The sequence below is a fragment of the Streptomyces sp. NBC_00435 genome (assembly GCF_036014235.1).
Classification (GTDB): Bacteria; Actinomycetota; Actinomycetes; order Streptomycetales; family Streptomycetaceae; genus Streptomyces.
On sequence record NZ_CP107924.1, the window covers coordinates 2173567 to 2199685 of the forward strand.

28 protein-coding genes, 1 tRNA gene and 1 pseudogene are annotated in these 26119 nt (G+C 73.6%); 15 read left to right on the forward strand and 15 right to left on the reverse strand.

The annotated features are described in order from the left end of the window. Window positions 1–12: 12 nt before the first annotated feature. The gene (locus OG389_RS09940; protein WP_328298103.1) at window positions 13–384 is read left to right on the forward strand and encodes a DUF2568 domain-containing protein; all 372 of its coding nucleotides are present in this window, start codon (window positions 13–15) and stop codon (window positions 382–384) included. Here OG389_RS09940 and OG389_RS09945 read toward each other — a convergent pair. Genes OG389_RS09945 through OG389_RS09955 form a run of 3 tightly spaced genes read right to left on the reverse strand, consistent with a single transcriptional unit; the run spans window position 366 to window position 3408 of the window. Beyond that, window positions 366–1349, reverse strand: a complete 984-nt coding sequence (locus OG389_RS09945) for an acyl-CoA dehydrogenase family protein (protein WP_328298104.1) — start codon at window positions 1347–1349, stop codon at window positions 366–368. The two genes, OG389_RS09940 and OG389_RS09945, sit on opposite strands and share 19 nt — an antisense overlap. Next, complete coding sequence (locus tag OG389_RS09950; RefSeq protein ID WP_328298105.1) at window positions 1349–2494, reverse strand: acyl-CoA dehydrogenase family protein; 1146 nt, start codon at window positions 2492–2494, stop codon at window positions 1349–1351. The genes OG389_RS09945 and OG389_RS09950 overlap by 1 nt, the downstream gene beginning before the upstream one ends. Next, window positions 2494–3408 (reverse strand): enoyl-CoA hydratase, encoded by a 915-nt coding sequence (locus tag OG389_RS09955; protein WP_328298106.1) that lies wholly within the window; start codon window positions 3406–3408, stop codon window positions 2494–2496. Before OG389_RS09955 ends, OG389_RS09950 begins: the two co-directional genes overlap by 1 nt. 74 nt (window positions 3409–3482) lie before the next feature. Here OG389_RS09955 and OG389_RS09960 point away from each other — a divergent pair, with 74 nt between their 5' ends. The 4 genes from OG389_RS09960 to OG389_RS09975 are packed head-to-tail and all read left to right on the forward strand — an operon-like array spanning window position 3483 to window position 7274. Further along, window positions 3483–4631 carry an acyl-CoA dehydrogenase family protein gene (locus OG389_RS09960; RefSeq protein ID WP_328298107.1) on the forward strand — a complete coding sequence of 383 codons (1149 nt, stop codon included), beginning with the start codon at window positions 3483–3485 and terminating at the stop codon, window positions 4629–4631. Continuing rightward, complete coding sequence (locus tag OG389_RS09965; protein ID WP_328298108.1) at window positions 4628–5425, forward strand: SDR family oxidoreductase; 798 nt, start codon at window positions 4628–4630, stop codon at window positions 5423–5425. Before OG389_RS09960 ends, OG389_RS09965 begins: the two co-directional genes overlap by 4 nt. A 40-nt stretch (window positions 5426–5465) precedes the next feature. Further along, on the forward strand, window positions 5466–6092 hold the full coding sequence (locus OG389_RS09970; protein WP_328298109.1) for a TetR/AcrR family transcriptional regulator: 627 nt from the start codon (window positions 5466–5468) through the stop codon (window positions 6090–6092). A gap of 24 nt (window positions 6093–6116) precedes the next feature. Beyond that, window positions 6117–7274: an acetyl-CoA C-acetyltransferase gene (locus tag OG389_RS09975; RefSeq protein ID WP_328298110.1), complete on the forward strand. Its 1158-nt coding sequence runs from the start codon at window positions 6117–6119 to the stop codon at window positions 7272–7274. 70 nt (window positions 7275–7344) lie between these two features. Here OG389_RS09975 and OG389_RS09980 read toward each other — a convergent pair whose 3' ends face one another. Continuing rightward, on the reverse strand, window positions 7345–7656 hold the full coding sequence (locus OG389_RS09980; RefSeq protein ID WP_328298111.1) for a hypothetical protein: 312 nt from the start codon (window positions 7654–7656) through the stop codon (window positions 7345–7347). A 66-nt stretch (window positions 7657–7722) separates the two neighbouring features. Here OG389_RS09980 and OG389_RS09985 point away from each other — a divergent pair. Further along, window positions 7723–7799, forward strand: a tRNA-Ala gene (locus OG389_RS09985). A gap of 3 nt (window positions 7800–7802) precedes the next feature. Here OG389_RS09985 and OG389_RS09990 read toward each other — a convergent pair. The 3 genes from OG389_RS09990 to OG389_RS10000 are packed head-to-tail and all read right to left on the reverse strand — an operon-like array spanning window position 7803 to window position 10570. Further along, entirely contained in the window at window positions 7803–8690 is an 888-nt protein-coding gene (locus OG389_RS09990; RefSeq protein WP_328298112.1) for an alpha/beta hydrolase, read from the reverse strand. Next, window positions 8687–9436: an SDR family NAD(P)-dependent oxidoreductase gene (locus tag OG389_RS09995; protein ID WP_328298113.1), complete on the reverse strand. Its 750-nt coding sequence runs from the start codon at window positions 9434–9436 to the stop codon at window positions 8687–8689. Before OG389_RS09995 ends, OG389_RS09990 begins: the two co-directional genes overlap by 4 nt. Before the next feature lie 3 nt (window positions 9437–9439). Continuing rightward, on the reverse strand, window positions 9440–10570 hold the full coding sequence (locus OG389_RS10000; RefSeq protein ID WP_328298114.1) for an LLM class flavin-dependent oxidoreductase: 1131 nt from the start codon (window positions 10568–10570) through the stop codon (window positions 9440–9442). 116 nt (window positions 10571–10686) lie between these two features. On the opposite strand from OG389_RS10000, the gene OG389_RS10005 reads away from it, so the two are divergent. Then, window positions 10687–11361, forward strand: a complete 675-nt coding sequence (locus tag OG389_RS10005; RefSeq protein ID WP_328303647.1) for a PadR family transcriptional regulator — start codon at window positions 10687–10689, stop codon at window positions 11359–11361. Between the two features lie 53 nt (window positions 11362–11414). On the opposite strand, the pseudogene OG389_RS10010 reads toward OG389_RS10005, so the two are convergent. Next, window positions 11415–11807: pseudogene (locus tag OG389_RS10010) on the reverse strand (flavin reductase family protein); the annotation flags it as partial. Window positions 11808–11904: 97 nt separating this feature from the next. Between OG389_RS10010 and OG389_RS10015 the strand changes: the two are divergent. From OG389_RS10015 to OG389_RS10030, 4 genes are all read left to right on the forward strand, one after another. Continuing rightward, window positions 11905–13518, forward strand: a complete 1614-nt coding sequence (locus OG389_RS10015; RefSeq protein ID WP_328298115.1) for a FadD3 family acyl-CoA ligase — start codon at window positions 11905–11907, stop codon at window positions 13516–13518. Then, window positions 13515–14579 (forward strand): acyl-CoA dehydrogenase family protein, encoded by a 1065-nt coding sequence (locus OG389_RS10020; RefSeq protein ID WP_328298116.1) that lies wholly within the window; start codon window positions 13515–13517, stop codon window positions 14577–14579. Before OG389_RS10015 ends, OG389_RS10020 begins: the two co-directional genes overlap by 4 nt. Before the next feature lie 82 nt (window positions 14580–14661). Next, window positions 14662–15393: a VWA domain-containing protein gene (locus OG389_RS10025; RefSeq protein ID WP_328298117.1), complete on the forward strand. Its 732-nt coding sequence runs from the start codon at window positions 14662–14664 to the stop codon at window positions 15391–15393. A gap of 36 nt (window positions 15394–15429) precedes the next feature. Then, window positions 15430–15942 (forward strand): pyridoxamine 5'-phosphate oxidase family protein, encoded by a 513-nt coding sequence (locus OG389_RS10030; protein WP_328298118.1) that lies wholly within the window; start codon window positions 15430–15432, stop codon window positions 15940–15942. Between the two features lies 1 nt (window position 15943). Here OG389_RS10030 and OG389_RS10035 read toward each other — a convergent pair whose 3' ends face one another. Next, window positions 15944–17371: a DUF1906 domain-containing protein gene (locus OG389_RS10035; protein WP_328298119.1), complete on the reverse strand. Its 1428-nt coding sequence runs from the start codon at window positions 17369–17371 to the stop codon at window positions 15944–15946. Window positions 17372–17483: 112 nt separating this feature from the next. Beyond that, the gene (locus OG389_RS10040; RefSeq protein ID WP_328298120.1) at window positions 17484–17981 is read right to left on the reverse strand and encodes a MarR family winged helix-turn-helix transcriptional regulator; all 498 of its coding nucleotides are present in this window, start codon (window positions 17979–17981) and stop codon (window positions 17484–17486) included. Window positions 17982–18077: 96 nt separating this feature from the next. On the opposite strand from OG389_RS10040, the gene OG389_RS10045 reads away from it, so the two are divergent. Further along, a complete protein-coding gene (locus tag OG389_RS10045; protein WP_328298121.1) occupies window positions 18078–18542 on the forward strand; it encodes an SgcJ/EcaC family oxidoreductase in 465 nt (154 codons plus the stop codon). 37 nt (window positions 18543–18579) lie between these two features. Here OG389_RS10045 and OG389_RS10050 read toward each other — a convergent pair whose 3' ends face one another. The 3 genes from OG389_RS10050 to OG389_RS10060 all read right to left on the reverse strand — a co-directional run bounded on the left by OG389_RS10050 (window position 18580) and on the right by OG389_RS10060 (window position 20838). Continuing rightward, on the reverse strand, window positions 18580–19677 hold the full coding sequence (locus OG389_RS10050) for a hypothetical protein (protein ID WP_328298122.1): 1098 nt from the start codon (window positions 19675–19677) through the stop codon (window positions 18580–18582). Further along, window positions 19674–19898 carry a hypothetical protein gene (locus tag OG389_RS10055; RefSeq protein ID WP_328298123.1) on the reverse strand — a complete coding sequence of 75 codons (225 nt, stop codon included), beginning with the start codon at window positions 19896–19898 and terminating at the stop codon, window positions 19674–19676. Before OG389_RS10055 ends, OG389_RS10050 begins: the two co-directional genes overlap by 4 nt. 238 nt (window positions 19899–20136) lie before the next feature. Continuing rightward, window positions 20137–20838: a hypothetical protein gene (locus tag OG389_RS10060; RefSeq protein ID WP_328298124.1), complete on the reverse strand. Its 702-nt coding sequence runs from the start codon at window positions 20836–20838 to the stop codon at window positions 20137–20139. A 148-nt stretch (window positions 20839–20986) separates the two neighbouring features. Between OG389_RS10060 and OG389_RS10065 the strand changes: the two genes are divergently transcribed. After that, entirely contained in the window at window positions 20987–23974 is a 2988-nt protein-coding gene (locus OG389_RS10065) for a helix-turn-helix transcriptional regulator (protein WP_328298125.1), read from the forward strand. Window positions 23975–23999: 25 nt separating this feature from the next. Here the strand turns inward: OG389_RS10065 and OG389_RS10070 are convergent, their stop codons facing one another. Then, window positions 24000–24122 carry a hypothetical protein gene (locus tag OG389_RS10070; RefSeq protein WP_328298126.1) on the reverse strand — a complete coding sequence of 41 codons (123 nt, stop codon included), beginning with the start codon at window positions 24120–24122 and terminating at the stop codon, window positions 24000–24002. Between the two features lie 105 nt (window positions 24123–24227). After that, complete coding sequence (locus tag OG389_RS10075; RefSeq protein WP_328298127.1) at window positions 24228–24617, reverse strand: ATP-binding protein; 390 nt, start codon at window positions 24615–24617, stop codon at window positions 24228–24230. Window positions 24618–24765: 148 nt separating this feature from the next. Here OG389_RS10075 and OG389_RS10080 point away from each other — a divergent pair, with 148 nt between their 5' ends. Next, window positions 24766–25314: a GntR family transcriptional regulator gene (locus OG389_RS10080; protein WP_328298128.1), complete on the forward strand. Its 549-nt coding sequence runs from the start codon at window positions 24766–24768 to the stop codon at window positions 25312–25314. Continuing rightward, window positions 25311–26090 (forward strand): GntR family transcriptional regulator, encoded by a 780-nt coding sequence (locus tag OG389_RS10085; RefSeq protein ID WP_328298129.1) that lies wholly within the window; start codon window positions 25311–25313, stop codon window positions 26088–26090. The genes OG389_RS10080 and OG389_RS10085 overlap by 4 nt, the downstream gene beginning before the upstream one ends. The last annotated feature ends 29 nt before the right edge of the window (window positions 26091–26119 follow it).

A 26119-nucleotide genomic window follows, 5' to 3' on the forward strand; every position in this document is an offset into this window, starting at 1 on the left:
GAGTCTGGGAGTATGCCGTCCTCTGCGCTGCCCGCCCCCGTCCGAGCGTTCTTCCTGGTCAACGAGGGTCTCGCGTTCCTCCTGGAGGTCCTGGCCCTCGGCCTGCTGGCCTGGTGGGGTCTCGCCCGTGACATCGGCCGGGTGGGGTCCGTCGCCCTGGCGGTGGCCGCGCCGCTCGCCACCGCCGTGCTCTGGGGGCTCTTCGCCGCGCCGAAGGCCCGGTTCGCCGTCCCCCTCGCTGCCCAGCTCGGGGTCAAGGCCCTGGTGTTCGGCGCCGCCGCCCTCGCGCTCCTCGCGCTCGGGCAGCGGTCCTGGGCCCTGTGGTTCACGGGGGCCGTCCTCCTGAACACCGCTCTGGCGACGTACTACCGCACGCGCTCCTGAAGCACCGCCGCCCGGCACTGCGAGGGGGTCCCCCACGCGTCGCGCAGCGGGCGGGCCTTGCGCAGCCACAGGGAGAGGTCGAGTTCCTCGGTGTAGCCGACGGCGCCGTGCAGCTGGAGCGCGGTCATGGCCGCCGCGTACGCCGCCTCGCCGGCGGTCAGCTTCGCCGCCGCGATCTCCCCGGGGTCCAGGGAGATCGCGGCCGCCCACAGCAGCGGCCTGGCGAACTCCAGGCCGATCAGGGTGTCGGCGAGCCGGTGCTTGACCGCCTGGAAACCGCCGATCGGCGTGCCGAACTGGGTGCGCTGCTTCGCGTACTCCACCGTCCGGGCCAGGAGTGCCTCGCCGGCTCCGAGGCACTGGGCGGCCGTCAGCAGTCGCGCCCAGTCCCCGGCGTCCCGGGCCGCCGCGGTGACCGCCGGGCCGGCCGCCAGCAGTTCGCCACCGGGGTCCGGGACGGAGAGGCGCCGGGCGGGGTCGGTGGAGGTCCGCGGTGCTCCAGCGCCGCCGGCCAGGCGGAGCTCCCCGGCCGGTGACACGGTGAGGAGGTGGGTCGCCGCGTCGGCGTCCAGGGCGTACGGGCCGCCGCCGGGGAGGGTGAGGGTGGCCGAGGTCTCCCCCGCCACCAGCCCCGGGAGGAACCGCTTGGCCAGTGCCCCGTCGCCGAGCCGGGTCAGGAGCACGGCCGCGGCGGCCGTCTCCACCGCCGGGCCCGGCATCCCGGCGCGGCCCAGCTCCACGAAGCCGGTCGCCAGTTCCAGCGGCATGAGGCCCAGGCCTTCGTGGGCCTCGTCGGCCGCGAGGGCGAACAGGCCCGTCCCGGCGAGCCGCGCCCACAGCACCCGGCCGGGGGTGTGGTCGCCCGCGCCCCAGGCCCGTACCGCCGCCGGGACGTCCGAGGCGCCGAGCAGGCCGTGCAGGGTGCGGGCGAAGTCCGACTGTTCCTCGGTCGGCAGGAAGCGCATCAGCGGCGGCCCTTCGGGAGGCCGAGCAGCCGCTCGGCGATGATGTCGCGCTGGATCTCGTTGGTCCCCGCGTAGATGGGGCCGGCCAGGGAGAAGATCCACGGCTCGGCCCATTCGCCGTCGGCGAGCTCCGCGTCCGGGCCCAGCAGGTCGAGGGCGCTCTCGTGCAGGGCGATGTCGTACTGGGACCAGAACACCTTGTTGAGGCTGGACTCGGCGCCGATCGTCTCGCCGGCGGCGAAGCGGGAGGCATTGGCCCAGGTGAACAGCTGGTAGGCGCGGGCTCCGACCACCGCGTCGGCGACCCGGTCGCGCAGCGCGGTGTCGGCGGGGTCCCCGGAGGCCCGCCACAGGTCCACGAGGCGGTCGGCGGCGGCCAGGAAGCGGCCCGGGGCGCGCAGGGTCAGGCCGCGCTCGTTCCCGGTCGTCGACATGGCGATACGCCAGCCCTGTCCGGGCTCCCCGATGACGTCCGCGTCCGGCACGAACACCTCGTCGAGGAAGAGCTCGGCGAAGGCGGGCTTGCCGTCGAGGCGGCCGATGGGCCGCACGGTGACTCCGGGGGCGCGCAGGTCGAACATCAGGTACGTGAGCCCCTGGTGGGGCTTGGGGGCGTCCGGGTCGGTGCGGAAGATGCCGAAGGCTCGGTCGGCGAAGGCGGCCCGCGAGGACCAGGTCTTCTGCCCGGACAGCAGCCAGCCGCCTTCGGTGCGTACGGCCCTGGACTTGAGGGAGGCGAGGTCGGAGCCGGATTCGGGCTCCGACCAGGCCTGGGCCCAGATGACCTCGCCGCTGGCCATGGAGGGCAGGACGCGGGCGCGCTGCTCGTCCGTGGCGTGGTCGAGGAGGGTGGGGGCGAGGAGGTTGATGCCGTTCTGGGAGACCCGGCCGGGCGCGCCGGCGGCCCAGTACTCCTCCTCGAAGACCAGCCAGTGCTCGATGTCGACGCCGCGGCCGCCGTACTCCTGGGGCCAGGACACGACCGACCAGCGCGCGGAGTGCAGCAGCGCCTCCCATTCGCGGTGGGCGGCGAAGCCCTCGCGGGTCTCCAGGGAGGGCAGGGGGGTGGCGGGGACGTGGGCGGCCAGCCAGTCGCGGGCCTCGGCCCGGAAGGCCTCCACGGCCGCCGAATGGTTCAGGTCCATCAGCTGTTCGCCTCCGTCGTCGCGGCGTCCTTCATGGCGGCGCCCGTCTTGGCGGCACCTTCCATCGCGGCACTTTTCATCGCGGACAGGTCCATGCCGCCGAGCGAGTCCGCCACCGTCTCGGCGCTGTGGGAGTGTGCGAGGTGGTGCAGGCCGAAGACGGAGTCCATGCCGGTGTGCAGGCCCTGGAGGTCCTCGGCCTGGTTCACGGCCCGCTTGGTGAGGGCGAGTCCGAAGCCCGGCATCTCGGCGATCCGTAGGGCGAGCCGGTCGGTCTCCTCCGCCAGCGCGTCCCGCTCGTAGACCCGGTTGACCATGCCGACCTCGTGGGCCCGCCGGGCGGACATCCGGTCGCCGGTGTAGAGGAACTCCTTGGCGATGCGCGGGGGCATCGCCCACGGGTGGGCGAAGTACTCGACGCCCGGGATGCCCATGCGGACGACGGGGTCCGCGAAGAAGGCGTCCGCACTGGCCACGATCAGGTCGCAGACCCAGGCGAGCATCAGCCCGCCGGCCACGCAGGCGCCGTGGACGGAGGCGATGACGGGCTTGGGCAGTTCGCGCCAGCGGCGGCACATGCCGAGGTAGACCTCGGATTCGCGGGCGAAGCGGGATTCGGCGCCGGAGCGCTGCGAGTGGTCCCACCAGAGGCCGGCCCGGCGTTCGAAGGGCAGGTGCGCGTCGCGGTCGGGGGTGCCGATGTCGTGGCCCGCCGAGAAGTGCTCGCCGGCCCCGGCCAGCACGACGACCTTGACCTCGGGATCGCCGGCGGCCCGGTAGAAGGCGTCGTCGAGGGCGTAGGTCATCGCGCTGTTCTGCGCGTTGCGGTAGCGGGGACGGTTCATGGTCACGTAGGCGACCGGGCCGCGGCGCTCGTAGAGCACCGGCGCCTCGGAGTCGGGGGCGTCGGGCATCCGGCTTCCATCCATCACGGGGCTTCCATCCTTCAACCTTCCCTAACAAGTGTTTGGTAGGTTAACGTACGGCCATGACCAGCGTCGAGGAGTTCCGCACCGAGGTTCGGAGGTGGCTACGGGCCCATCTCACCGGGGAGTTCGCCGCCCTCAAGGGCCGCGGCGGACCTGGCCGGGAGCACGAGGTCTTCGCCGAACGCCTCGCCTGGGAACGGCACATGGCCGCCCACGGCTGGACCTGCATCGGCTGGCCCGTCGAGTACGGCGGCCGCGGCGCGAGCACCGGGCAGCAGATCGCCTTCCACGAGGAGTACGCCCTCGCCGGCGCGCCCGCGCGCGTGAACCACATCGGCGAGCAGCTCCTCGGCCCCACCCTCATCGCCCACGGCACCGAAGAGCAGCGGCGCCGCTTCCTGCCGCCGATCCGGGCCGTGGAGGAGCTGTGGTGCCAGGGCTACAGCGAGCCCGACGCCGGCTCGGACCTGGCGGGCGTCCGCACCCGGGCCGCCCTCGTCGACGGCTCGTGGGTCGTCGACGGCCAGAAGATCTGGACCTCCCTGGCCCACGAGTCGCAGTGGTGCTTCGTGATCGCCCGCACCGAGGTGGGCTCCCGCCGCCACGCGGGTCTGTCCTACCTGCTGGTCCCCATGGAACAGCCCGGGGTCGAGGTCCGGCCCATCGTCCAGCTCACCGGCACCTCCGAGTTCAACGAGGTCTTCTTCGACGGGGCCCGCACCGACGCCGCCCACATCGTCGGCGCGCCCGGCGAGGGCTGGGCCGTCGCCATGGCCACCCTCGGCTTCGAGCGCGGCGTCTCCACCCTGGGCCAGCAGGTCGGCTTCCGCCGCGAACTCGAAGCCCTGGCCGAACGGGCCCGGCTGGGCGGCGCGATGGCCGACCCGCTGATCCGCGACCGGCTCGTGCGGGCCTGGATCGGCCTGGAGACCATGCGCGCGACCGCGCTGCGGCCCGGCACCGCCCCCTCCATGGCGAAGCTGTACTGGGCCCGTTGGCACCGGGACCTGGGAGAACTCGCCATGGACGTGTGCGGGGCCGCCGGGCTCGTCGCGGCCGGAGCGCACGGGGACCCGTACGACCTCGACGACTGGCAGCGGCTCTTCCTCTTCTCCCGCTCCGACACCATCTACGCGGGCTCGGACGAGATCCAGCGCAACATCGTCGCCGAGCGGATCCTCGGCCTTCCCAAGGAGGTACGGGCGTGAACGCACCCCTCAACGCACCCGAGTACGTGGCCGGGCACGGACTGCTGGCGGGCCGGACCGCCGTCATCACCGCCGCCGCCGGGGCCGGCATCGGCGGGGCCACCGCCCGCCGCTTCCTGGAGGAGGGTGCCCGCGTCCTCATCGGCGACGCGCACGCCCGCCGCCTCAAGGAGAGCGAGGAGGCGCTGGCCGCGGAGTTCGGCGCGGACCGCGTCGCCTCCCTGCCCTGCGACGTCACCGACGAGGAACAGGTGCGGGCCCTCTTCTCGCTCGCCGAACGCCTCCACGGCGGCCTCGACGTCGTCGTCAACAACGCCGGCCTCGGCGGCACCGCGAACCTCGTCGACATGACCGACGAACAGTGGTCCCGCGTCCTCGACGTCACGCTGAACGGCACCTTCCGCTGCACGCGCGCCGCGATGCGGTCCTTCCGGGGAGCGGGCACCGGGCGCGGGGTCATCGTCAACAACGCCTCCGTCATCGGCTGGCGCGCCCAGACCGGGCAGGCCCACTACGCCGCCGCCAAGGCCGGGGTGATGGCGCTGACCCGCTGCGCGGCACTGGAGGCCGCGGAGTTCGGCGTACGGATCAACGCGGTCGCGCCGAGCCTGGCCATGCACCCGCACCTGGTGAAGGTCACCAGCGAGGAGCTGCTCGCCGAACTCACCGCCCGCGAGGCCTTCGGCCGCTACGCCGAGCCGTGGGAGGTCGCCAACGTCATCGTCTTCCTGGCCAGCGGCTACTCGTCGTACATGACGGGCGAGACCGTATCGGTCAGCAGTCAGCACGCGTAGGCCGGCGTATGACCGGCCGGGGTATGACCAGAATGGGCGCGTGCCAACGAACAAGCCGACATCCCAGAAGAAGCCCCAGGTGACGGCGTCGCCCGAGCGCCGCCGCGAACTCCTCGACACCGCCGCGGAGGTCTTCGCCGCACAGGGCTACAACGCCACCACCGTCCGCAAGATCGCCGACGCCGCCGGCATGCTCGCCGGCAGCCTCTACTACCACTTCGATTCCAAGGAATCGATGCTCGACGAGATCCTCTCCGCCTTCCTGAACGAGCTGTGGGAGGGCTACGACACCGTCCTCGCCGCCGGACTCGGCCCCAGGGAGACCATCGAGGCGCTCGTCACCGAATCGTTCCGGGAGATCGACCGGCACCGCGCCGCCGTCGCGATCTACCAGAAGGAGTCCCGCCACCTGTCGACCCAGCCCCGCTTCCACTACCTCTCCGACTCGCAGGTCAAGTTCGAGAAGGCGTGGCTGGGGACGCTGGAGCGCGGCGTCGCGGCCGAGGTCTTCCGCGCCGACCTGGACATCCGCCTCACCTACCGCTTCGTGCGCGACACGGTGTGGGTCGCGGCGTCCTGGTACCGGCCGGGAGGCCAGCACAGTCCCGAGGAGATCGCCCGCCAGTACCTGTCGATGGTGCTGGACGGAATCGCCACACGTACGTAACCCGCATACCCCTGAGGAGTTCTGATGCCCGAGGCCTACATAGTCGAAGCGGTACGCACCCCGGTGGGCCGGCGCAAGGGAGGCCTGTCCGAGGTCCACCCGGCCGACCTGGGGGCGCACGTCCTGAAGGCGCTCGTCGAACGGTCCGGGATCGACCCGGCGGCCGTCGAGGACGTGGTGTTCGGCTGCCTCGACACGGTGGGCCCGCAGGCGGGCGACATCGCGCGGACGGCCTGGCTGGCGGCGGGACTCCCCGAGGAGGTCCCCGGCGTCACCATCGACCGCCAGTGCGGATCCTCCCAGCAGGCGGTGCACTTCGCGGCGCAGGGCGTCATGTCCGGCACCCAGGACCTGGTGGTCGCGGGCGGCACCCAGAACATGTCGATGATCCCGATCGCCTTCGCCTCGCGGCAGGCGGCCGAGCCGCTGGGCTTCACGGAGGGCCCGTACCTGGGGTCGGCGGGATGGCGGGCGCGGTACGGGGACTCCCCGGTCAACCAGTTCCACGGGGCCCAGCTGATCGCGGAGAAGTGGGGCATCTCGCGGCGGGACATGGAGGAGTTCGCCCTGCGCTCCCACGAGCGGGCGCTGCGCGCCATCGACGAGGGGCGCTTCGAGCGGGAGATCGTTCCGTACGGCTCCGTCTCGGTGGACGAGGGCCCGCGCCGCGACACGAGTCTGGAGAAGATGGCGGGCCTGAAGCCGGTCATGGAGGGCGGCACGATCACGGCGGCGGTCTCCTCCCAGGTCTCGGACGGCGCGGCGGCGATGCTGCTGGCCTCCGAGCGGGCGGTACGGGAACACGGTCTGCGCCCGCGCGCCCGCATCCACCACCTCTCGGTCCGCGGCGAGGACCCGATCCGCATGCTGTCCGCGCCGATCCCGGCGACGGCCTACGCCCTGAAGAAGACCGGCATGTCCCTGGCGGACATCGACCTGGTCGAGATCAACGAGGCGTTCGCGCCGGTGGCCCTGGCCTGGCTGAAGGAGACGGGCGCGGACCCTGAGCGGGTGAACGTCAACGGCGGCGCGATCGCCCTGGGCCATCCGCTGGGCGCGACGGGCGTCAAGCTGATGACCACGCTCCTGCACGAACTGGAGCGCACGGGCGGCCGCTTCGGCCTCCAGACCATGTGCGAGGGCGGCGGCCAGGCCAACGTCACCATCATCGAGCGGCTGTAGCCCCCGGCCCGGCCCGGGGAACGGGCGAAGGCCGGGTAGGGGACTGCGGCCCGCGCGGCGGGAGTGGCTGTCAGCGGCGGGACAGGCGGGTCAGGGAGATCGTCTGGATCAGGAGCAGGAGCGCGGTCAGGGCCTCCCAGAGGACAGGGCCGTCCCACGCGCGGGCACCGCACAACACGATCAGCACCGCCCCCACCGCGAGCGACGTCCGCCGCACGAACCCGGCCTCCGTACCGTTCGGCACCCCGGACACGAACGCGAACAGCGCGAGCAGGATCGGCAGCCAGTGCGGCTGGGAGCCGCGCATCAGCAGGGCGGCGGCGAACTCCGCCGCCAGGGCGAGGGAGTTGCGCACCACTGCCCCGGGGACCGATATCGACATGCGCACATCATGCCGGGGATGTTCGTGTGTCCGTCCGCCGGGGCCTCGCCCAGGATCCCCCTCAAGGGCTGGGTCGCAGCACAGGGGTAGTGCGCCTACACAGCATGGAGGAGGACGCCGGTTCGAATCCGGCCGCCCAGCCCCCTCTACCTCGCACCCGTCGCCGCCATCCACGCCCCCGCCACCCCGATCGCCGCCTCCGCGGCGGGGAGCGGCAGGCCGAGGAAGCCGTGGAAGACCCCGGGGACCAGGTGGACCCCGCAGTCCACGCCCGCCTCCCCCAGCCGGCGCCCGTAGGCCAGGCCCTCGTCCCGCAGGACGTCGCAGTCGGCCAGGACGAGCAGCGTGCGGGGCAGCTGCGAGAAGTCGGGGGCCCGGAGCGGGGAGACGTGGGGGTGGGCCGCGTCGCCGCCGTACTGGTCCCAGTACCAGGCCATGTGCGCGGCCGTGTGGAAGTACCCCTCCGCGAACTCGGCCACCGAGCGGGATCCCATCGAGGCGTCCAGGGGCGGGTAGAACAGCAGCTGCCCGGCGATCAGTTCGGGGGCCCGCAGGGCCGTCACGGCCGCGAGGTTGCCTCCGCTGGAGTCCCCTGCGACGACGAGCCGTGCGGGGTCGCAGCCCAGTTCGGCCGCCCGCGCCCGGGCCCACAGCACCACGGTCAGCGCGTCGTCGGGCGCCGCCGGCCACGGGTGTTCGGGGGCGAGCCGGTAGTCGACGGAGACCACCACCGCGCCCGAGGCCAGGGCCAGGGCCCGGCACAGCGCGTCGTGGCTGTCCAGGCCGCACATCACCCAGCCCCCGCCGTGCAGGAACACGGCGAGGGGGCGCCCCCGGGCGCCCGGCTCGGGGTCGTAGATCCGTACGGGGACGCCGTCGGCGGCCGCGCCGCGGACCGAGGCCACGGCGGCGCCCCCGGGGGCGCCGCGCGCCGCCGCCCGCAGGGCCGCCGTGTCCCCCGGCCCGGGGAAGCCGGCCGACATCGCGTCGCACAGCCCGCGGGCCGCCGGGGACAGACCGTCGGTGCCGCTCATCGCGCCGTCATCCCCCCGTCGACCGTGAACTCCGCTCCCGTGATGTACGAGGACCCGTCCGAGCAGAGGAAGAGGACCAGCTCGCCCACCTCCTCGGGCCGCCCGATCCGCCCCAGCGGCACGTGCGACCAGTCCCGCCCCGCGACCGCCTCGCTGACCATCGGGGTGTCGATCGCCCCCGGGTGCACGGAGTTGATCCTGATCCGGTCCCCCGCCAGGTCGAGCGCCGCCGACTTCGTCAGCCCGCGCAGCCCGAACTTGCTCGATCCGTACGCCGCGTGGCCCGGGATGCCGACCAGGCCGGCGGTGGAGGAGACGTTGACGATCGAGCCGCCGCCGGCGGCGCGCAGGACCGGGGCGACCGCCTGGATACCGAGGAACGGGCCGAGCAGGTTGACCCGCAGCAGGGCTTCGAAGTCTTCGAGGCCCTGGCGCTCGACGTGGGCCGTGCGCCACAGCGCGGCATTGTTGACCAGGGCCGAGACCGTGCCGAAGGCGCGCACGGCCTCCCGTACGACCTCCGCCCAGCTGCCGGCGTCGGCCACGTCGTGCCGTACGTAGAGCCCCTGGTCACCGAGGGAGGTGGCGACCGAACGGCCCTCCTCCTCCCGGATGTCGGTGACCACGACCCGCGCGCCCGCCTCCGCGCAGAGGCGGGCCTCGGCCGCGCCCTGGCCGCGTCCGGCGCCGGTGATGACGACGACCTTGCCGTCGAGACGGACGGACCCGCCGGAAACCGCGCCCACGGGTCAGCCCTCCAGTGCGCGGAAGTGCGGGATGACGGTCTCGCCCCACTGCCGGATGGTCTCCATGCACGCCTCCTGCGGGACGGTGCCCATCTGGATCAGGCACATGACCTCGTCGACGCCGATCTCGCGCAGCCGCTCGACGTAGGCGATGGCGGTCCGCGCATCGCCGTAAGCATGCTCGGCGTTGTAGGTGCCGGTGTCCACGGGGCGGGCGGGGATGTTCGCCTCGTGGAGCCTGGCGACGAGCTCCTCCCGGCTCCTCTCCAGCGCCGCCACGTGTTCCTCGGCGGTCTCCTCCTCGGACCAGCCCGTCGGCTCGGGGGCGTTGCCGTACCAGTGCGCGATGGACTCGGCGAAGAAGCGCTGGCCGCGGGTGCCCAGGCGCAGCGCGCGCTCGGCGTCGTCGAGGACGATGGTCGGGCAGAGGGCGGAGAGGTGGTCGTTGACCTCGCTGGAGACGAGGCGGTCCCCGGTGCGGGTGGCGATGGCCTCGTCGTAGACCTTGCGCATCTCGCGTACGTCGTCGGCGCCTGCGAAGCCCATCACCAGGGCCCCGATGCCCAGTTCGGCGGCGAGCTTGAGGGTGTCGTGCTTGGAGCAGGCCATGAAGAGCGGCGGGTGCGGGTCCTGGACCGGGCGGGGCAGGATCGCGCCGGGGCCGATGTCGATGGTGCCGTGCCACTCGAACACCTCCTCGCGCCACGCGGAGGAGAAGATCCGCAGCGCCTCCTCCATCTGCGGGTAGGTGTCCTCGGGCCGGACCCCGTACATGGACATCTCCTGGCGGGTGGCACCGCGCCCGGCTCCGATGTCCACGCGGCCGCCGGAGAGCACGTCGAGCATCGCGGCGCGCTCGGCCACGCGGACGGGGTGCTGGTAGCCGAAGGGCATGGTGACGACGCCGTGGCCGATGCGGATCTTCTCGGTCCGGGCGGCGACCCAGGTCAGGAAGATCTCGGAGGCGCTCATGTGGGCGTACTGGGTGAGGGAGTGGTGCTCGACCGCCCAGATCCGGTCGAAGCCCATCTCCTCGGCGAACACGGCCTGTTCGACGCAGTCGCGGATGACCTGGTGTTCACGTTCGGGGGTCGGGTCGACGAGCTGCGCCTCGAAGATCATCGAGAACTTCACGGGGAACCTCCCAGCCGTGCGCTGCGCACGGCACGCTAGCGATGTATTTCGAATAGGAATACTTCTAGCAGTCATAATCTGCCGGGGGAAGAGTCACCGCGCAGACCGGTCGTAGACTGCGCTGCGTGGCAGACGAGGCGGCAGACGAGACGAACGGGCGCACGCTCCCCGCGACCAGCTGGGCGGTGCTCGGGCTGCTCTCCTTCGGGGAGGAGCTCTCCGGCTACGACCTGAAGAAGTGGTCGGACTGGTCGCTGCGCTTCTTCTACTGGAGCCCGTCCTTCAGTCAGATCTACAGCGAGCTCAAGCGGCTCGAGAAGGCCGGCTACGCCTCCTCGCGACTGGTCTCCCAGGAGACCGGCACCCGCGACAAGCGGGTCTACCGGATCACCGACGAGGGCATGGCGGCGGTACGGCGATGGGCGCGCGAGGCGCCCGTCGACCCCCCGGTGCTCAAGCACGGGCCGATGCTGCGACTGTGGCTCGGACACCTGCTGGAGTCGGACCAGATGCGCGAAGTCCTCGTACAGCACCAGGAGTTCGCGGAGAAGATGCGGCGGCGAGCGGTGGCCGACGCGGAGGGGGCTAAGGACGAGGCCTCCTGGGCGTACCCGACGCTCACCCTCAAGTGGGCGGAGCGGTACTACGCCTCCGAGCGCGACCTCGCGGCCGCCATGCTCGACGACATCGCCGAGCTGGAGAGCGGGCGCGGCGCGGCCGGAGAGCCGGACGGGGCTCCGGGCAAGTCCGACAGGACCGGCGCGTCCGGCCCGTCCGGCAAGCACCCGTAGGTGCGCCGGAAGTAGAGCAGCGGCGCGCCCTCGCGGCGCGCCGTCAGGGCGGTGACCCGGCCCAGCGCGACGGCGTGGTCGCCGCCGTCCAGGACGGCCTCGAGATCGCATTCGACGGTGGCCAGGGCCCCGTCCAGCAGTGGCGCGCCGTTGCCGCCGGGCCGCCAGGCGACGCCGGCGAACTTGTCCCCTCCAGTGACGGCGAACCGGCGGCACAGGTCCCGCTGGTCGGCGGCGAGGATGTTGACGGCGAAGGCTCCGGCGGCCTGGATCCGGGGCCAGGTGGTGGACGTGCGCGCCGGGCAGAAGCAGACCAGCGGCGGATCCAGGGACACGGACGAGAAGGACTGCACGGCCATCCCGGCGGGACGGCCGTCGGCTCCGCGCGCCGTGACGACGGCGACTCCGGTGCAGAAGCTGGACAGGACCGACTTCATGTCGGACATGAGAACCCCTCCTGATTATTTCTACTAGGTATATGCCTAACCGAAACACCTGTGATTGGATACCGCCCACGCTCGCTCGTCAAGTAGGGAGGGTCCGATGCCACCACCACCCCCGCCGCAGCCACCCACCACGCTCGCCCGGCTGCCCGAGTACGCCGCCGCCGCGTACGGCGAGCTCGAGGCGCTCGCCGACGGAGAGGTCCGCTGGACCTTCGCCCGGCTCGCCGCCGAGGTCGCCGCCGCCGCCCGGGCCGCCATCGCCCACGGCGTCCGCCCCGGTGACCGCGTCGCCGTCTGGGCCCCCAACAGCCGCGGGTGGATCACCGCCGCGCTGGGCGCGGTCGGCGTCGGGGCGGTACTCGTCCCGATCAACACCCGCTACAAACCCGCCGAGGCCGCCGACATCATCCGGCGCAGCGGCGCCCGCGTCCTGCTCACCGAGCGCGGCTTCCTCGGCACCGACTACGCCCGCGACCTGCACGCCTCCGGAGAGGACCTGGGGGCGCTCGCCTCCACCGTGATCCTGCGGGACGGACGCGCGGGCGGCGGGGACGCGGGGCCCGCCCGGGTCACCGGCTGGGAGGCGTACCTGCGCGCCGGCGAGGCCGTACCCGAGGGAGAACGGGCGGCGCGCGCGGCCGCCGTACGTCCCGGGGACCTCAGTGACATCCTCTACACCTCCGGCACCACCGGCCGCTCCAAGGGCGTCATGACCACCCATGGCCAGACCCTCCGGCTCTACGCCTCCTGGTCCGGTCTGGTCACCCTGCGCCCCGGCGACCGGTACCTGCTGGTCAACCCCTTCTTCCACACCTTCGGCTACAAGGCCGGGGTACTCGCCTGCCTGCTGCGCGGGGTCACCATGCTCCCCGAGGCGGTCTACGACACCGACCGCATCCTGCACCGCATGGCCGCCGAGCGCATCACCTGCCTGATGGGCCCGCCCACCGTCTTCCACGGTCTGATCCGCCACCCGGCCCGCGCCTCCCACGACCTCTCCGCACTGCGTCTGGCCGGCACCGGAGCCGCAGCCGTGCCCACCTCGCTCGTCGAGGAGATCCGCGGCGAACTGGGCGCGCCCGACGTGTTCACCGCGTACGGGCTCACCGAGTCCGGCGGCGTCGTGTCCGTCTGTCCCACCGACGCCGACGCCTGGACCCTCGCGCACACCGTCGGCCTGCCGCTGCCGGACACCGAGGTGCGGATCACCGACCCGCTCGGCACGGTGCTGCCCGCCGGGGAACCCGGCGAGGTGCAGGTCCGCGGCTACCACGTCACCCCCGGCTACCTGGACGACCCGGCGAGCACCGCCGAGGCCGTGCTGCCGGACGGATGGCTGCGCACCGGGGACATCGGCGTCCTCGACGGGCGCGGCTACCTCGCCATCACCGACCGGCTGAAGGACATGTACGTGGTCGGCGGGTTCAACGCCTATCCGGCGGAGGTGGAGAACGTGCTGCTGACCCACCCCGCCATCACCGACGCGGCGGTCGTCGGCGCCCCCGACGAGCGGCTCGGCGAGGTCGGAGTGGCGTACGTCGTCACCACCGGGCCGGTCACCTCCGCGGAGCTGACCTCCTGGACGCGGGAACGGCTGGCCAATTTCAAGGTGCCCAGGCGGTTCACCCGCCTGGAGGAGCTCCCGCGCAACGCGGGCGGCAAGCTGCTGAAGGCGGAGCTGCGCCGCGCGGCGCGAGGGGAGTCGGCGTGAACCCGCTGGAGCCGACCCCGGAGCGGGAGGAACTGCGGGACGCGGTGCGGGCGGCCCTCGCCCGGCACCCCGGCCACGCGGCCTGGGCCCCGCTGACGGCCCAGGTCGGCGCGGCGGCGCTGGCGGTCCCCGAGGAGTTCGGCGGCCTGGGGTTCGGGAGCGCCGAGGTCGCGGTGGTCATGGCGGAGCTGGGGCGCTCGCTGAGCCCCGTACCGTACCTGGGCTCGGCGGTGCTGACCGCGGGGGCCCTGCTCGCGGCCGGGGACCGGGAGGCGTGCGCGAAGCACCTGCCCGGGCTGGCCGGGGGGACCGTCGTGGGGGCGCTGGCCTGGGCGGAGGCGGACGGCTGGGAGGCCTCCGGTGTGACGGCGCGGGCCGAGCCGGCCGGTCCGGACTGGCTGCTCACGGGCACCAAGCGGTACGTGCTGACCGGGCCGGTGGAGCCCGCCCTGCTGCTCGCCTTCGCGGTGACCCCCGCGGGAGCGCTCGGGCTCTTCGAACTCACCGCCCCGCCCGCGGCCTTCACCGTACGGTCCACCATGGACCGCACGCGGCCGCTCGCGGAGCTGACCCTGGACCGGAGCCCGGCCCGGTTGCTCTCGTCCGACGGCGACAGCGTCCTCGCCCGGGTCCGGGACCTGGCCTGCACGGCCCTCGCCGCCGAGCAGGCGGGGGCGGCGGCGCGGGCGCTGGAGGTGACGGTCCGGTACGCGAAGGAGCGGGTGCAGTTCGGCCGGCCCGTCGGCGCCTTCCAGGCCGTCAAGCACCGACTGGCCGACATGTACACCGCGGTGGAGGGCGCCCGCTCGCTCGCCCTCGCGGCGGCCGCCGCCGACGCGGCCCCGGACCTGGCCGCCGCGGCCAAATCGGCCTGCTCGGAGGCGTTCACGTACGTCGCGGGCGAGATGATCCAGCTGCACGGCGGGATCGGCATCACCTGGGAGCACGAGGCACACGAGTTCTTCAAGCGGGCCCACGGCTCGGCCCAGCTCTTCGGCCCTCCGGCCGCGCACCGTGAACGGCTGGCGCGCCGCCTCGGGTTCGGCGCCACGGGCCGGTGACTCCTGACGGGTGGGGGTGCGGATGCCGGTGCGGGTGAACGGGTGACTGCGCCGGGCCGCGGGCTGCCGTACCCTCGGCCCCATGACGGGCAGCGCGACAGACCTCCGGAAGATCGAAGAGACCGCCCCGGCCCTCGTGAGCCTCTACAAGAGCGCCGCGGTCTCGCTGCGCAAGCACGGGCTGGAAGGCGGGCGCGCCGCGGTCTACCTGGTCCTCGACTACTCCGGATCGATGCGTCCGTACTACCAGGACGGCAGCGTGCAGGCCCTCGCCGACCAGGTGCTGGGGCTGTCGGCGCACCTGGTGGACGACGGCGCCCGGGTGCCCGTCGTGTTCTTCTCCACGGAGGTCGACGCGCTGGAGGAGATCTCCCTCACCGGTCACGAGGGGCGGGTCACCACCATCGCCGCCGGGCTCGGCCACATGGGCAAGACCTCCTACCACGCGGCGATGGACGCGGTGATCGACCACTACCTGGACTCGGGATCGGCCGTCCCCGCGCTCGTCGTCTTCCAGACCGACGGCGGTCCCATCAACAAGCTCGCCGCCGAGAGGTACCTGTGCAAGGCGGCCCGCCTGCCGCTCTTCTGGCAGTTCGTCGGCTTCGGGAACACGCGCAGCTCCCAGTTCGACTTCCTGCGGCGGTTGGACGAACTGCCCGTCCCCCAGAAGCGGGTGGTGGACAACGCGGGCTACTTCCATGCCGGCCCCGACCCGCGCGCCGTCGCCGACTCGGAGCTCTACGACCATCTGGTGTCGGAGTTCCCGGCCTGGCTGGCCGCGGCCCGCGCGGCGGGCATCGTGCGCGCCTGAGCGGCGGCTGCCGGCACCTCGCGCTTTGATGGACGTATGACGACGAACAACTGGGCCGTATTCGAACAGGCGGAACCGGACTTCGCGGCGGCCGTCAAGGCCCGCTTCGCCCAGTTCCCGCACCACGTCCTCGCGACCCTGCGCAAGGACGGCTCCCCCCGCGCGACCGGGCTCAACGTGGACATCCGCGGCGGTGAGCTGTGGCTGGGCATGATGCCGGGCTCGATGAAGGGCGCGGACCTGCGCCGCGACCCGCGCTTCGCCCTGCACACCAACCCCGGCGAGGGCGAGACCATGCCGGACGGGGACGTACGGATCTCCGGGCGGGCGGTGGAGATCGTGGAACAGCCCGAGCTGCACCGGTACGCGGAGGAGACCGAGTCCCCGCACCCGTTCGACCTCTTCCGCGCCGAGCTGACGGAGGTCGTCCACGTCGGCGTCGAGGACGACGACCTCGTGGTGCGGTCGTGGACCCCGGGGCACGGTCTGCGCACCCTGCGCCGGGGCAACGACGACGAGCCGGCCCGCGAGGACCCCGCGGCCGGCTGAGCTACGCCGGGCCCGCGGCGCCCTGCATGAGCTTCGGAGCCTTGGCGGGGGCGCTGTTCGGGGCCTTGGCGGGGGCCTTGAGCGGAGCCTTCGCCGGCGTGCTGGCCGGAGTCTTCGGGGCCTTCTCCGGGGCCGGGGCGTCGAGGTCCACCCAGCTCCGGTCGATGTTCATCGTCACGTCCCCGTACGTGGCGTCGTGGTCGCCCCGGAACTGGTGGGCCCGGCGCCCCCCGGCCCACTGGCGGGTACCCCCGGGCAGTCCCAGGTCGGAGTCGGTGACCGAGGCCGAGCCGTTCCAGCTCGCCACCCACAGCACGTCGGGCATGGCGTCCGGGGCCTGGTCGTGGTGGGCGCTCAGCGCCTTGGCCCCGGAGCTCGCCGAGACGTAGGCGGCCGCGCGGTAGCCCAGTTCGTGCAGCCGGACCGTCCAGGCGGTGAGGTAGGCGACGACGGGGGCGTCCCAGGTGGCCCGGTCCGAGTAGTTCTCCAGGTCGTTGTAGAGGACCGAGCCCTCGTCCAGCCCCAGCGCCGCGGCCGCCTGGGCCGCGCCCTCGGCGGCCGCGATGCCCTGCTCGTTCGCCTCGGAGGGGTCGGTCGACAGTCCCGTGCCGGCGTTGTGCCAGGGCTGGGGCCCGACCCAGATCGGCATCAGGTGCCAGCCCGCCTCGGCCTGCCGGGCCACCCAGGCCTCGGTGAGCTGCGGCTGGGCGCAGGCACGGGCCCGGCCGCCGATGTAGATGCCGACGGCGCCGAAGGGCGAGTCGGCCCGCCAGGCGTTCATGGCCCGCTGCGTGGGGGCGGTGCAGGCGTCGAAGCCCTCGCCCGTGAAGGGCTCCTGGGCGGCGGCACGGGGGCGGACGGCGACGGCCGGCTCGGCGGGGGCCGGGCCGGGGGCGGCCGGGGGCGCCAGGGCCCGGGCCCGGGTGAGTACCGCGCGGACGGCCTCCGGCGTGGACCCGTAGGAGACGGTGGCCATCACCCCGGCGCGGCGCAGGGCGTAGCGGATCTCGTTGCTGTCGCCGCGGACCTTCGGGAGGGGGTCTCCCTCGTCCGCTCCGACGGTCGGGATGTCGGCCCGCGGCGGGGCTCCGTCGAAGGGCTCCAGGTGCAGGGTGTCGGCGCGGGGCGCGGCGGCGCGGGCGGCTCCGCATTCACCCTGGGTGCCGGCGTGGCCGAGGTAGAGGGTGGGCAGGTCGAGGCGCAGGCACGCCTCGGGGTTCCGGTCGAGGTCGACGACCCGCCAGTCGGCGGGGACCGTGAGGCGCAGCCCGCGGTAGTCGACGGTGCGTCCGTCGGCGCTGCTTGCGTCAGCGGCAGCGCCGTCGGCCGTGCGGCCGTGACCGGCGGGAGCGTGGACGGTGCCGACCGGTACGGGAGCGAGCAGCGCGGCACCCAGCAGGCAGCTCAACATCATGTGGGAGGGGAGCATGTGACCCACTGTTACCAGAAGGTCCGGGGGTTGACTCAGAGGCACGAGAGGCCGCGGTCACCTGTTGACGGGACGGCCGCATCCCGCCACGGACGGCGCCCTCCGCCAGCCCCTAGAGCGGCTTCTCGGTACGCCCCTTGCCCCGCCGGGGCACGGCGGCCCCGCGGATCTCCTCCGTGGCCGTGCGGAAGGCGGGCGCGGCGCGGGCGAAGTAGTCGAAGAGCACGGCCCGCTGCTCCGGGGTGTAGGAGCCGATGAGCGCCGCGATGTGCCTGCGGGCGGGGCCGACCACGTCCTCGACCCGGTCCAGCGCGTCCGCCACCGGCTCCACGATGACCCGGCGCCGGTCGCCCGGATCGGCGGCCCGGCGGGCGTAGCCGGCCCGTTCCAGGCGGTCGATGAGCCGGGTCGTCGCGCCCGTGGTCAGCCCGGTGCGGGTGGCGAGTTCGCCGGAGGACAGGCTCCCCTCCAGGGTGATGAGACTGAGCGCGTACCACTCGGAGGTGTGCAGACCGGCCGCCTCGGCACTGGCCAGACCCTGGAGGCCGACGGCGTCCAGGTACTGCCGGAAGATCGTCTGCGCGTTCGGGCCGTCGCCGCCTGTTGCCATCTCCGGGATCCCCTCCTACATTTATATCTGCACGCATGCAGATACTGTGTCTGTTCAGTATCTGCATCAGTCTAGCCAATTGGGGAGTGGTCCGTCATGCAGTCCACCAGCGAGTCCGTCGCCTCCGTCCAGGCCGTGCTGAACCGGCTCGTCGCCGCCTGGGAGGAGCACGACGCCGAGGCGTACGGCGAGCTGTTCACCGAGGACGCCACGTACATCACCTATGTCGGCACCTTCTACCGGGGACGCCGCGACATCGTGGAGAGCCACCGCACCCTCTTCGCCGGTTTCCTCAAGGGCACCCGGCTGGCCGACGAGATCCTGGACATCCGCTTCTACGGCCCCGGCACGGCCGTGGTGAACGGGCGCGGGGACACCTACAAGGGCAGGCGCCCGGAGAAGCTCAGCAAGATCCAGACGTACACGCTCGTCCGCGACGCGGCCGCCGGCGCGGACGGGCAGTGGCGGATCGCGGCGTTCCAGAACACCAAGCGCAAGCCGCTGATGGAGGCCGTGTCCCACCGCTTCGCCCCGGGCCTGGTCCCGGCAGCCGGGCACTGACCGCACGCGGCCGGCCCCGCTGGTCCTGCTGGTCCCGCTACTCCCGCTGGCCCTGCTGGTCCCGGAAGGCGGGCAGGGCGAAGATCCGTTCCTTCCCCGCCTCCTCCATGAGCTCGACCAGCGGCAGCACCAGCTCCCACAGGTCCTGCCGGTCGACCTCGCGCACGAGGCCTTCGAGCTCGCAGGCGCCCAGCCCGGCGGCGGCGTCGGCCACCACCTTGCGCGCCCCCTCGGGCAGGACCCCGACCAGCGGCAGGAACTCCCCCCACAGCGCGGTCGCCACGACGGCCCGCACGACTCCGGCCAGTACCTCCGCATCCCGCAGGGCGTCCAGCCGGGCCACGGCGAGCCGGTCCTCCTCGCCGAGCAGCGCGACGAGCGGCAGCAGGGACTGCCACAGCCCCTCGGCGTGCGTCACCCGCACGAGCGAGTCGAGTTCGGTCCCGTCGAGGCGGGCGGTCAGCTCGGCGATCCGCACCCGCTGGTCACCGCCGACCATCGCGGCGACGCCCAGGGCCTCCTCCCAGAGCCCTTCGGTCGCGGCGGCCCGGACCACCGCGGCGAGCCGGTCGTCGCCCATGAGCTCCAGGATGCGCGGCAGCCGCTCGGGCAGGTCCACGTAGAACCCGGCGCGCAGCACCACCGCGTCGTCCACCTGCTCCAGGATCCGGCGGAGCACCTGGTCCCGCATGTGCCCGACGAAGCGGCCCATGGTGAGGTGGTCACGGTTCTCGGCGAGGGTGACGGCGATGCGTACGACGAGCCCCTCGTCGAGCCGGTCGACGATCCCGGCGATCTTCCGGGGGTCGAGGTGTCCGCAGGCCTCGGCGGTGAAGGGGACGGGCAGCTTCGAGATGATGTCGGCGGCACGGCCCGCCTCCAGCCTGCCGGCCACACCGGCCGCCAGCCGGGGGCCGAGGGCCTTCTGCGAGATGGCGGCCGCCACCCCGGCGGGCACCAGCTTGGTCGCGGCGGCGATCCGGTCGAGCATCTCGGGCGCGCCGTCGTTGAGCACGCCGCTCACCTGCTCCCGGAACGCCCGTACGTCCTCGTCCGGCAGCCCGCACAGGAAGCCGAGTTCCCCGGCGTCCGTCCCCACCAGCCGGGCGATCTTCTCCACTTCGGCGCGGCTCACCGGAACAGCACCTTGCGTACGGCCCCGCGCGCGAGGGCGGGTACCAGCTTGAGCGCTTCCTCCGCGGCCTGGTTCAGACCGTCGGCCTGGCGCGCCCGCTCCGCTCCGAGCGCCCGGGCGAGCCGCGCGAGCTCCCCCGCTTCCAGCTCCGCGAACGACGCGGGGGGCCGCGCGCCCCCCAACTCCCCGCTCAACCGGCCCATTTCCTCATCTGTACGCACGGGACGACCTCCCACACCAAAGACGGCACGACGGCACGACGGATCGCATCGAGCGTGACCCTGTATTGACTAATAGTCAATACTCGCGGGTAGCCCTGCGTTCGGCGGCTCCACGCCGCCCCCGTGCCCGGTCGGCCGCCGGCGGGCCGGTGCGCACCCCCACGGCGCACCGCCCGCCGGCCGTACCGGTGGCCTCCCCTCCCGGCCGCCGGTCCCACCGCCCGCCCCGCCCGGCGGGTCAGCAGCTCTTCGCCCCCGGCGGCGGCTTGAACACCGCGTCCAGCACGCGGTCCGCCGAGACGTCGACCAGGGTCCAGTCCAGCGTGGAGTCCGTACCCGGCAGGCTCAGGTGCTCCGGAAGCTCGTTCTGCGCGAGGTCCTGCCCCACGTAGAGGACGGACAGCGTGCCGCCGCAGCCCGACGGGGGCGGGGGGACGCTCCCCCGGACCAGGCCGTCGCCCGGGCCCACGGCGAGGGTGAGGGTGTCGATGGGGGCGTACGTGAATTTGTAGCCGGCCGAGCTCGACGACTTGGTCATGTCCACCCGGAAGTGACTGAGCTTCACCGGCACCGGTCCGCACGGGCGCTGGGAGTCGCGAAGGCCGAGCCATACGCCGTTGTCCACCATGAAGAGGGCCGAGGAGTCCGAGGGCGCCGGTCGCTCGCTGCTGCGCAGCCCCTTGAGATAGCCGGTCATCCCTTTCGTGTCCAGGCCCGCGGTGACCGTGCACGGCGTGGTGGGCGCGGGGGACGGGGGCGGGGAGGGGGCGGGTGTGGGCAGGGGGCTCGGCGAGGGGGAGGCGGACGCCGAGGGGGAGGTGGAGGCGGAGGGAGGCGCGGACCGGAGACTTCCCAGGCCCGACCCCGAGCCGGAGCAGCCCGCCAGGACGAGCGCGGGAAGGGTCAGGAACGGAACGGCGAACACACGTAATCGGCGCATCGGTCCTCCACGTCGGGCGCGGCCGGGGTCACTTCGATGCTGGCAGCCCGGCTTCGGCAGCGGCATCCGTAGAACCGCCTACGTATCCCCCGAACCGCCCGCGTATCCCCGGGCCCCAATCCGGGTACCGGACATCCGGGGAGGCACCATGACGGACAGGACACCGCTGGTCGGCCGGGGGGCCGAGCTCGACCGGCTGGACGACGTGCTCGACGCAACGGCGGAGGGGCGCGGCGGGACTCCGTGCGTGGTCGACCTCACGGGTGCGGCGGGCATGGGCAAGAGCCGGCTGCTCGCCGAGGTGTGCGGCCGGGCCCGCACCCGCGGCCTGACCGTGCTGCGCGGCCGCGCCACCGAGTACGAACGGCACATCCCCTTCAGCCTGTTCACCGATGCCCTGGCCGACCTGGACCCCGGCCTCCTCCACCCGTGGTCGGCGGAGCCCTCTCTGGCCCCGGTCCTCCACGGCTCGACCCCCGACCTCCACGACACGACCCCGCCCGCGCCGGTGGACCGGTTCGCCGTGCACCGGGCCGTCGCACGGATGCTCGGGGCGCTCGCCGGAAGCGGCGGAGGCAGTGGCCGAAGCGAGGGCGGGGGCGGGGGCGGGGGCGGGGGCGGGGGCGGGCTGCTCATCGCCCTCGACGACCTCCACTGGGCGGACCCGGCCTCCCTCGAACTCCTCGACCACCTCGTACGCCACCCCCCGCACGCCCCCGTGACCGTCGTGGTGGCCCGCCGCGACCGCCAGACCTCCCCCTCGCTCGCCGCCGCGCTCACCCGGGGCGTCGACTCCGGCGCCGTACTGCGGCTGGACCTCGGGCCCCTCGGCGAGCGGGCCTGCGTGGACCACCTCGCCCCGGGGCTGGCGCCCGGCCGCGCCGCCCGGCTGTACGCCGCCAGCGAGGGCAACCCGCTCTACTTCCTGACCCTGCTCCAGGGCCAGGCCGCCGGTCCCGCCGTCCCGGCCGGCGGCCTCACCGCCCTGCTGCTCGACGAGCTGACCCCGCTCACCGCCACGCAGCGGCGTACCGCCGAGGCCGTCGCCGTGCTCGGCGACCATGCCACCGCCCCGCTGCTGGCGCTCACCGCGGCGGCGCCGGACCCCGGGCAGCTCGACGCGGACCTCGGCGTACTGGCGGGCCGGGACTTGGTGCGGCCCGGGCCGGGCGGGAGCTGGTCGCTGCGCCATCCGGTGCTGCGGACCGTGGTGCACGAGAACACCGAACACCGGCGGCGTACGGGCATGCACCGGCGGGCGGCCGCCGCGCTGGCCGGGGCGGGCGCCTCCGCCGCCGTACGGGCCCATCACGTCGAGCGGGCACTGGCCGGCTGGGACCCGGAGGCGGCGACCGTGCTGCTGGAGGCCGCCGGGCAGGCGCAGACCACCGCCCCCGCGAGCTGCGCCCACTGGCTGGGGGTTGTACTGCGGATCCTCCCGGACACCCCGGAGCACCGCGCGCACCGCCGGCAACTGCTGCTGCGGCGCGCGCGGGCGCTGAGCGTGTGCGGGGAGCTCAGGGAGAGCCGCGGCCTGCTCTACGCGCTCATCGCGCAGGTCGGATCCGGCGAGGACGGCGGGCTGCGCGCGAGCGCCGTCACCCTGTGCGCCTCGATGGAGCGCCACCTCGGGGACTACGGGGCCGCGGTCGCGCTGCTGCGCCGCGAGCTGGCCCGTCGGCCCGCCCCGCGCCCGGCCGACGCGCTCGCCCTCGGTCTCGAACTCGGCTCCTCTGCACCGCACGCGCTGTCCTACACCGAGGTGCGCGAGGACGTACGGCGCACGTACGGACTGGCCCGCCGGCTGGGGAACGGGCCGGCTGAGGCGGGGGCGCTGACCACCTCCGCGCTCGGGGAGACGTACGGGGGAGATCCGGCCACGGCCCGCGGGCTGGCCGACCGTGCGGCGGCCCGGGTCGACGCACTGACCGGGGCCATGACGCAGACCCTGTCCGACGAGGAACTCGCCGGACTCTCGGATCTCCCGGAGCCGCTGGCCCGGTTGGCCTGGACGGAGTTCTACCTGGAGCGGTACCCGGACGCGGAGCGGCACGCCGACCGGGGCCTGGCCCTCGCCCGCCGCGTCGGTCCGCTCCACCTCCTGCCGCACCTGCTCCTGTGCAAGGCGATCGTCCATATGAACACCTGCCGGCTGGTCTCGGCGCTGGAGTTCGTGGACGAGGCGGAGAGCATCGCCCGGGGCATCGGCAGCGAGGAACTCCTCGCCCTGGTCCTCGCGAACAAGGCTCAGGTGCTGCTCGCCGCCCTGCCGCCGGGCGACGGCACCCCGCTGGCCGTGGCGGAGGAGGCGGTCGCACTGTCCGGGTCGCGCGGCAGCTGGTGGAACTCCCTGGCCTGGTGCGTGCTGAGTTACGTGGCACTGCACGGCGGCGACCCCGAGCGGGCCCGGTCCGCGATGCTGCGGGCGGGCGGCGGCCCCGCCCTCACCCAGCTCCAGCCGACGATGCGCCCGCTGTTCCTGGAGTCCCTGGTCACCTCGGCCGTCGTCCTCGGCGACCTGGCCGGCGCGCAGGCGTGGGCGGCCCGGGCCGCGGCGGACGCGGAGCACCTCGGCCTGCCGACCCAGCGCGCCTCCGCGCTGCGCAGCGCGGGCCAGCTGCTGGCGGGGCGCGGCGAGCCGGGACCGGCGGCGGAGCTGTACCTGCGGGCGGCCGGAGAGGCCGCCCGGTCGGGCGCGGCGCTGTGGGAGGCCCAGGCTCTGCTCATCGCCTCCTCCCTGACGGCCCGGGCCGGCGACCCGGCCGGGGCCGCACCGCTCTGGCACCGCGGTCGCCACCTGGCCGCTTCGGGCGGCGCCCACCTCCTGACGGGCCTGGCGGACCTCTTCCCCCCACCCGCCACACCGGCCCCGGCACCCTCACCGGCGCTGGCACCGGCGCTCACGCCAACGCCAACACCCGGGCCCACTCCCACCCCGGCCCCGCTCCCCCACCTCACCCCGCGCGAGCAGCAGATCGCGGCCCTGGTGACCGAGGGCCTCACCACCCCGGCCATCGCGGCGCGCCTCTACCTCAGCCCCCGCACGGTGGACACCCACCTGTCGCACATCTACCGCAAGACGGGCGTCACCACCCGCTCGGCGCTGGCCGCCCTCACAGCCCGTCACGGGCCCTGACCCGTGCCGCCCGGTGTTCCGGAGGTCAGGAACCGCTGGTCTCGACGATCAGAGCCACCGCCTCGTCGATCTCGCCGACCTCCTCTGCGCTGAGCGTCGGGTTGACGGCCCGCCACCTCGCGGCCTCCGCGAGGTGTACCTCTTCCACGCCCCCGAGATTCCGTAGCAGCGAGGAGAGCCCCGCCCCGGAACGCCACAACGCCCGCCACCCCTGGTCGGGGACGTGGCGGGCGCCGCGCCAACGGTCACCACCTCACGGCGACGCCAGCTTGAACCCGGCCGATACCGTCTTGCCCACCCGCTCACCGTGGATCCGGACCTCGTCCGCAAGCTCCCCCACCAGCCACAGCCCCCGGCCGGTCAGGGCTTCGAGGCCAGGCTGCTGCACGACCGGGCTACCGGGGCCGCTGTCACGCACCTCGATCACCAAGATCCCGCCCTCCCACTCCAGACGCACGCAGAAATCCCGCCCCAGCGGGACCCCGTGCGAAACGGCATTCGTGGCGAGCTCGGACACGCAGAGCCGTATGTCGTCCCGCCGCTCTGACACGCCCCACTCGCCGAGCGTGTCACCCACGAACTGGCGGGCCGCACGCACCGAGGCGCGGGCCCGAGGGAACCGCTGCTGCCGAGACAAGGACATAACGCCCCACCGCCTTAACGCTGAGCTTCCAAGGCCACACAGAACGTATCGCTATTCGCGAAAAGCAGCAAGCTTTGCGAGGCTGGGATAGCGCGGCGCGGTCGCCTAACGTGGGGACCGGCAGAGCGACGGATACGCAGGAGGCAGCGTGAGCGGCAGCGGATGGACCAGCACGTCGATGCCGTACCTGACCCCCCGCGCCACCGGGGTCGCGGATGCCTGGACCGATGAGGCCGAGGCCGCCGGCCGTCGCGGCGGGCAGCGCATCCTGCACGCCGGCGAGGTCGACGTCCCGGCGGAGGTCGCCCGTATGCTCACCCTCACGGGGGCGGAGACCGTCGTCGTCCGCCGCCGGATCATCGAACTCGACGGTGAGCCAACCGAGTTGACCGACACTTACTACCCTGCCGACATCGCCGCAGGCACCCCTCTGGCCGGAACCGCGAAGATCCGGGGTGGCGCCGTGACACTGCTGGCCGGGCTGGGACACATCGGCGTACGAGCCGTCGAGAACGTGACGGCGCGGATGCCCGGCCCGGAGGAGCTGGAGCAACTGCGCCTCGGGGCGGCCGAGCCGGTCCTTCAACTCGCCCGGACCACCTACGACTCGGCGGGCCGCCCGATCCAGGCCGACCTGATGGTCATGCCTGCCGGACGCCAGCAGTTGCGGTACGAGATCGACATCGAGGTCGCATGACCTTGTCCCGTTCCGAAGCCTCCGGTCTCGACCCCAGGCCGCTGCACGCCCGCATCGCCGCCGATCTCCGTGACGAGATCATGAGCGGAGACCTCCCACCCGGGTCGAAGCTGCCTTCCACCACACTGCTGAAATCCCGGTTCGACGCCTCCAACGCAACGATCCAGAAGGCCGTCCAACTCCTCAAGGACGAAGGACTGGCCGTCGGTCGGGCCGGCGCGGCGGTGACCGTACGAGCCAACCGGCAGCGGACCGTGCGCCCGGCGGGATCACTCACTCCGGCCGTGGCCGGGGCGGCCTATCCCTGGCTCGCCGAAGTCTCGGAGCAGGCAGGCGAAGCTCACAGCACCCTGCTGACGGTGGAAGAGCTGCCGGTCCTCGGCGACGTCGCTGCCGCCCTCGGCCTTTCGGAGGGCAGCCCGGCCGTGTGCAGGCGCCAGCTGATCACCGTCGACGGCGAACCCGCCGAGCTGGTGAGCTCGTACTACCCGCCGGACCTCGCACGCGGCACCGCCCTCGCTGAGCCCCGGCGGATCCGGGGAGGCACCCCAACCCTGCTGACCGAGCTCGGTTTCCCACCCCGCCGAAGCACGGACCGGCTCTCCGCCCGGGTCGCGACACAGGAGCAGTACACCGCCCTGCGGCTGCCCGGTGACCTGCCCGTCCTGCGGACCCTCCGTACGGTGTACGCCGATGACGACCTCCCCGTCGAAGTCACCGTCATGGTGAAGGCCGGCCACCTGTACGAGCTCCAGTACGAGTTCATCCCCGAGTAGCCCGCCCCGGAACGCCACAACGCCCGCCA

Coding starts and splice junctions, on each gene's coding strand:
- OG389_RS09940 (WP_328298103.1), top strand. CDS start 13: ATGCCGTCCTCTGCGCTGCCCGCCCCCGTCCGAGCGTTCTTCCTGGTC.
- OG389_RS09945 (WP_328298104.1), bottom strand. CDS start 1,349: ATGCGCTTCCTGCCGACCGAGGAACAGTCGGACTTCGCCCGCACCCTG.
- OG389_RS09950 (WP_328298105.1), bottom strand. CDS start 2,494: ATGGACCTGAACCATTCGGCGGCCGTGGAGGCCTTCCGGGCCGAGGCC.
- OG389_RS09955 (WP_328298106.1), bottom strand. CDS start 3,408: ATGCCCGACGCCCCCGACTCCGAGGCGCCGGTGCTCTACGAGCGCCGC.
- OG389_RS09960 (WP_328298107.1), top strand. CDS start 3,483: ATGACCAGCGTCGAGGAGTTCCGCACCGAGGTTCGGAGGTGGCTACGG.
- OG389_RS09975 (WP_328298110.1), top strand. CDS start 6,117: ATGCCCGAGGCCTACATAGTCGAAGCGGTACGCACCCCGGTGGGCCGG.
- OG389_RS09980 (WP_328298111.1), bottom strand. CDS start 7,656: ATGTCGATATCGGTCCCCGGGGCAGTGGTGCGCAACTCCCTCGCCCTG.
- OG389_RS09990 (WP_328298112.1), bottom strand. CDS start 8,690: ATGAGCGGCACCGACGGTCTGTCCCCGGCGGCCCGCGGGCTGTGCGAC.
- OG389_RS10015 (WP_328298115.1), top strand. CDS start 11,905: ATGCCACCACCACCCCCGCCGCAGCCACCCACCACGCTCGCCCGGCTG.
- OG389_RS10025 (WP_328298117.1), top strand. CDS start 14,662: ATGACGGGCAGCGCGACAGACCTCCGGAAGATCGAAGAGACCGCCCCG.
- OG389_RS10030 (WP_328298118.1), top strand. CDS start 15,430: ATGACGACGAACAACTGGGCCGTATTCGAACAGGCGGAACCGGACTTC.
- OG389_RS10035 (WP_328298119.1), bottom strand. CDS start 17,371: ATGCTCCCCTCCCACATGATGTTGAGCTGCCTGCTGGGTGCCGCGCTG.
- OG389_RS10040 (WP_328298120.1), bottom strand. CDS start 17,981: ATGGCAACAGGCGGCGACGGCCCGAACGCGCAGACGATCTTCCGGCAG.
- OG389_RS10045 (WP_328298121.1), top strand. CDS start 18,078: ATGCAGTCCACCAGCGAGTCCGTCGCCTCCGTCCAGGCCGTGCTGAAC.
- OG389_RS10060 (WP_328298124.1), bottom strand. CDS start 20,838: ATGCGCCGATTACGTGTGTTCGCCGTTCCGTTCCTGACCCTTCCCGCG.
- OG389_RS10065 (WP_328298125.1), top strand. CDS start 20,987: ATGACGGACAGGACACCGCTGGTCGGCCGGGGGGCCGAGCTCGACCGG.
- OG389_RS10075 (WP_328298127.1), bottom strand. CDS start 24,617: ATGTCCTTGTCTCGGCAGCAGCGGTTCCCTCGGGCCCGCGCCTCGGTG.
- OG389_RS10085 (WP_328298129.1), top strand. CDS start 25,311: ATGACCTTGTCCCGTTCCGAAGCCTCCGGTCTCGACCCCAGGCCGCTG.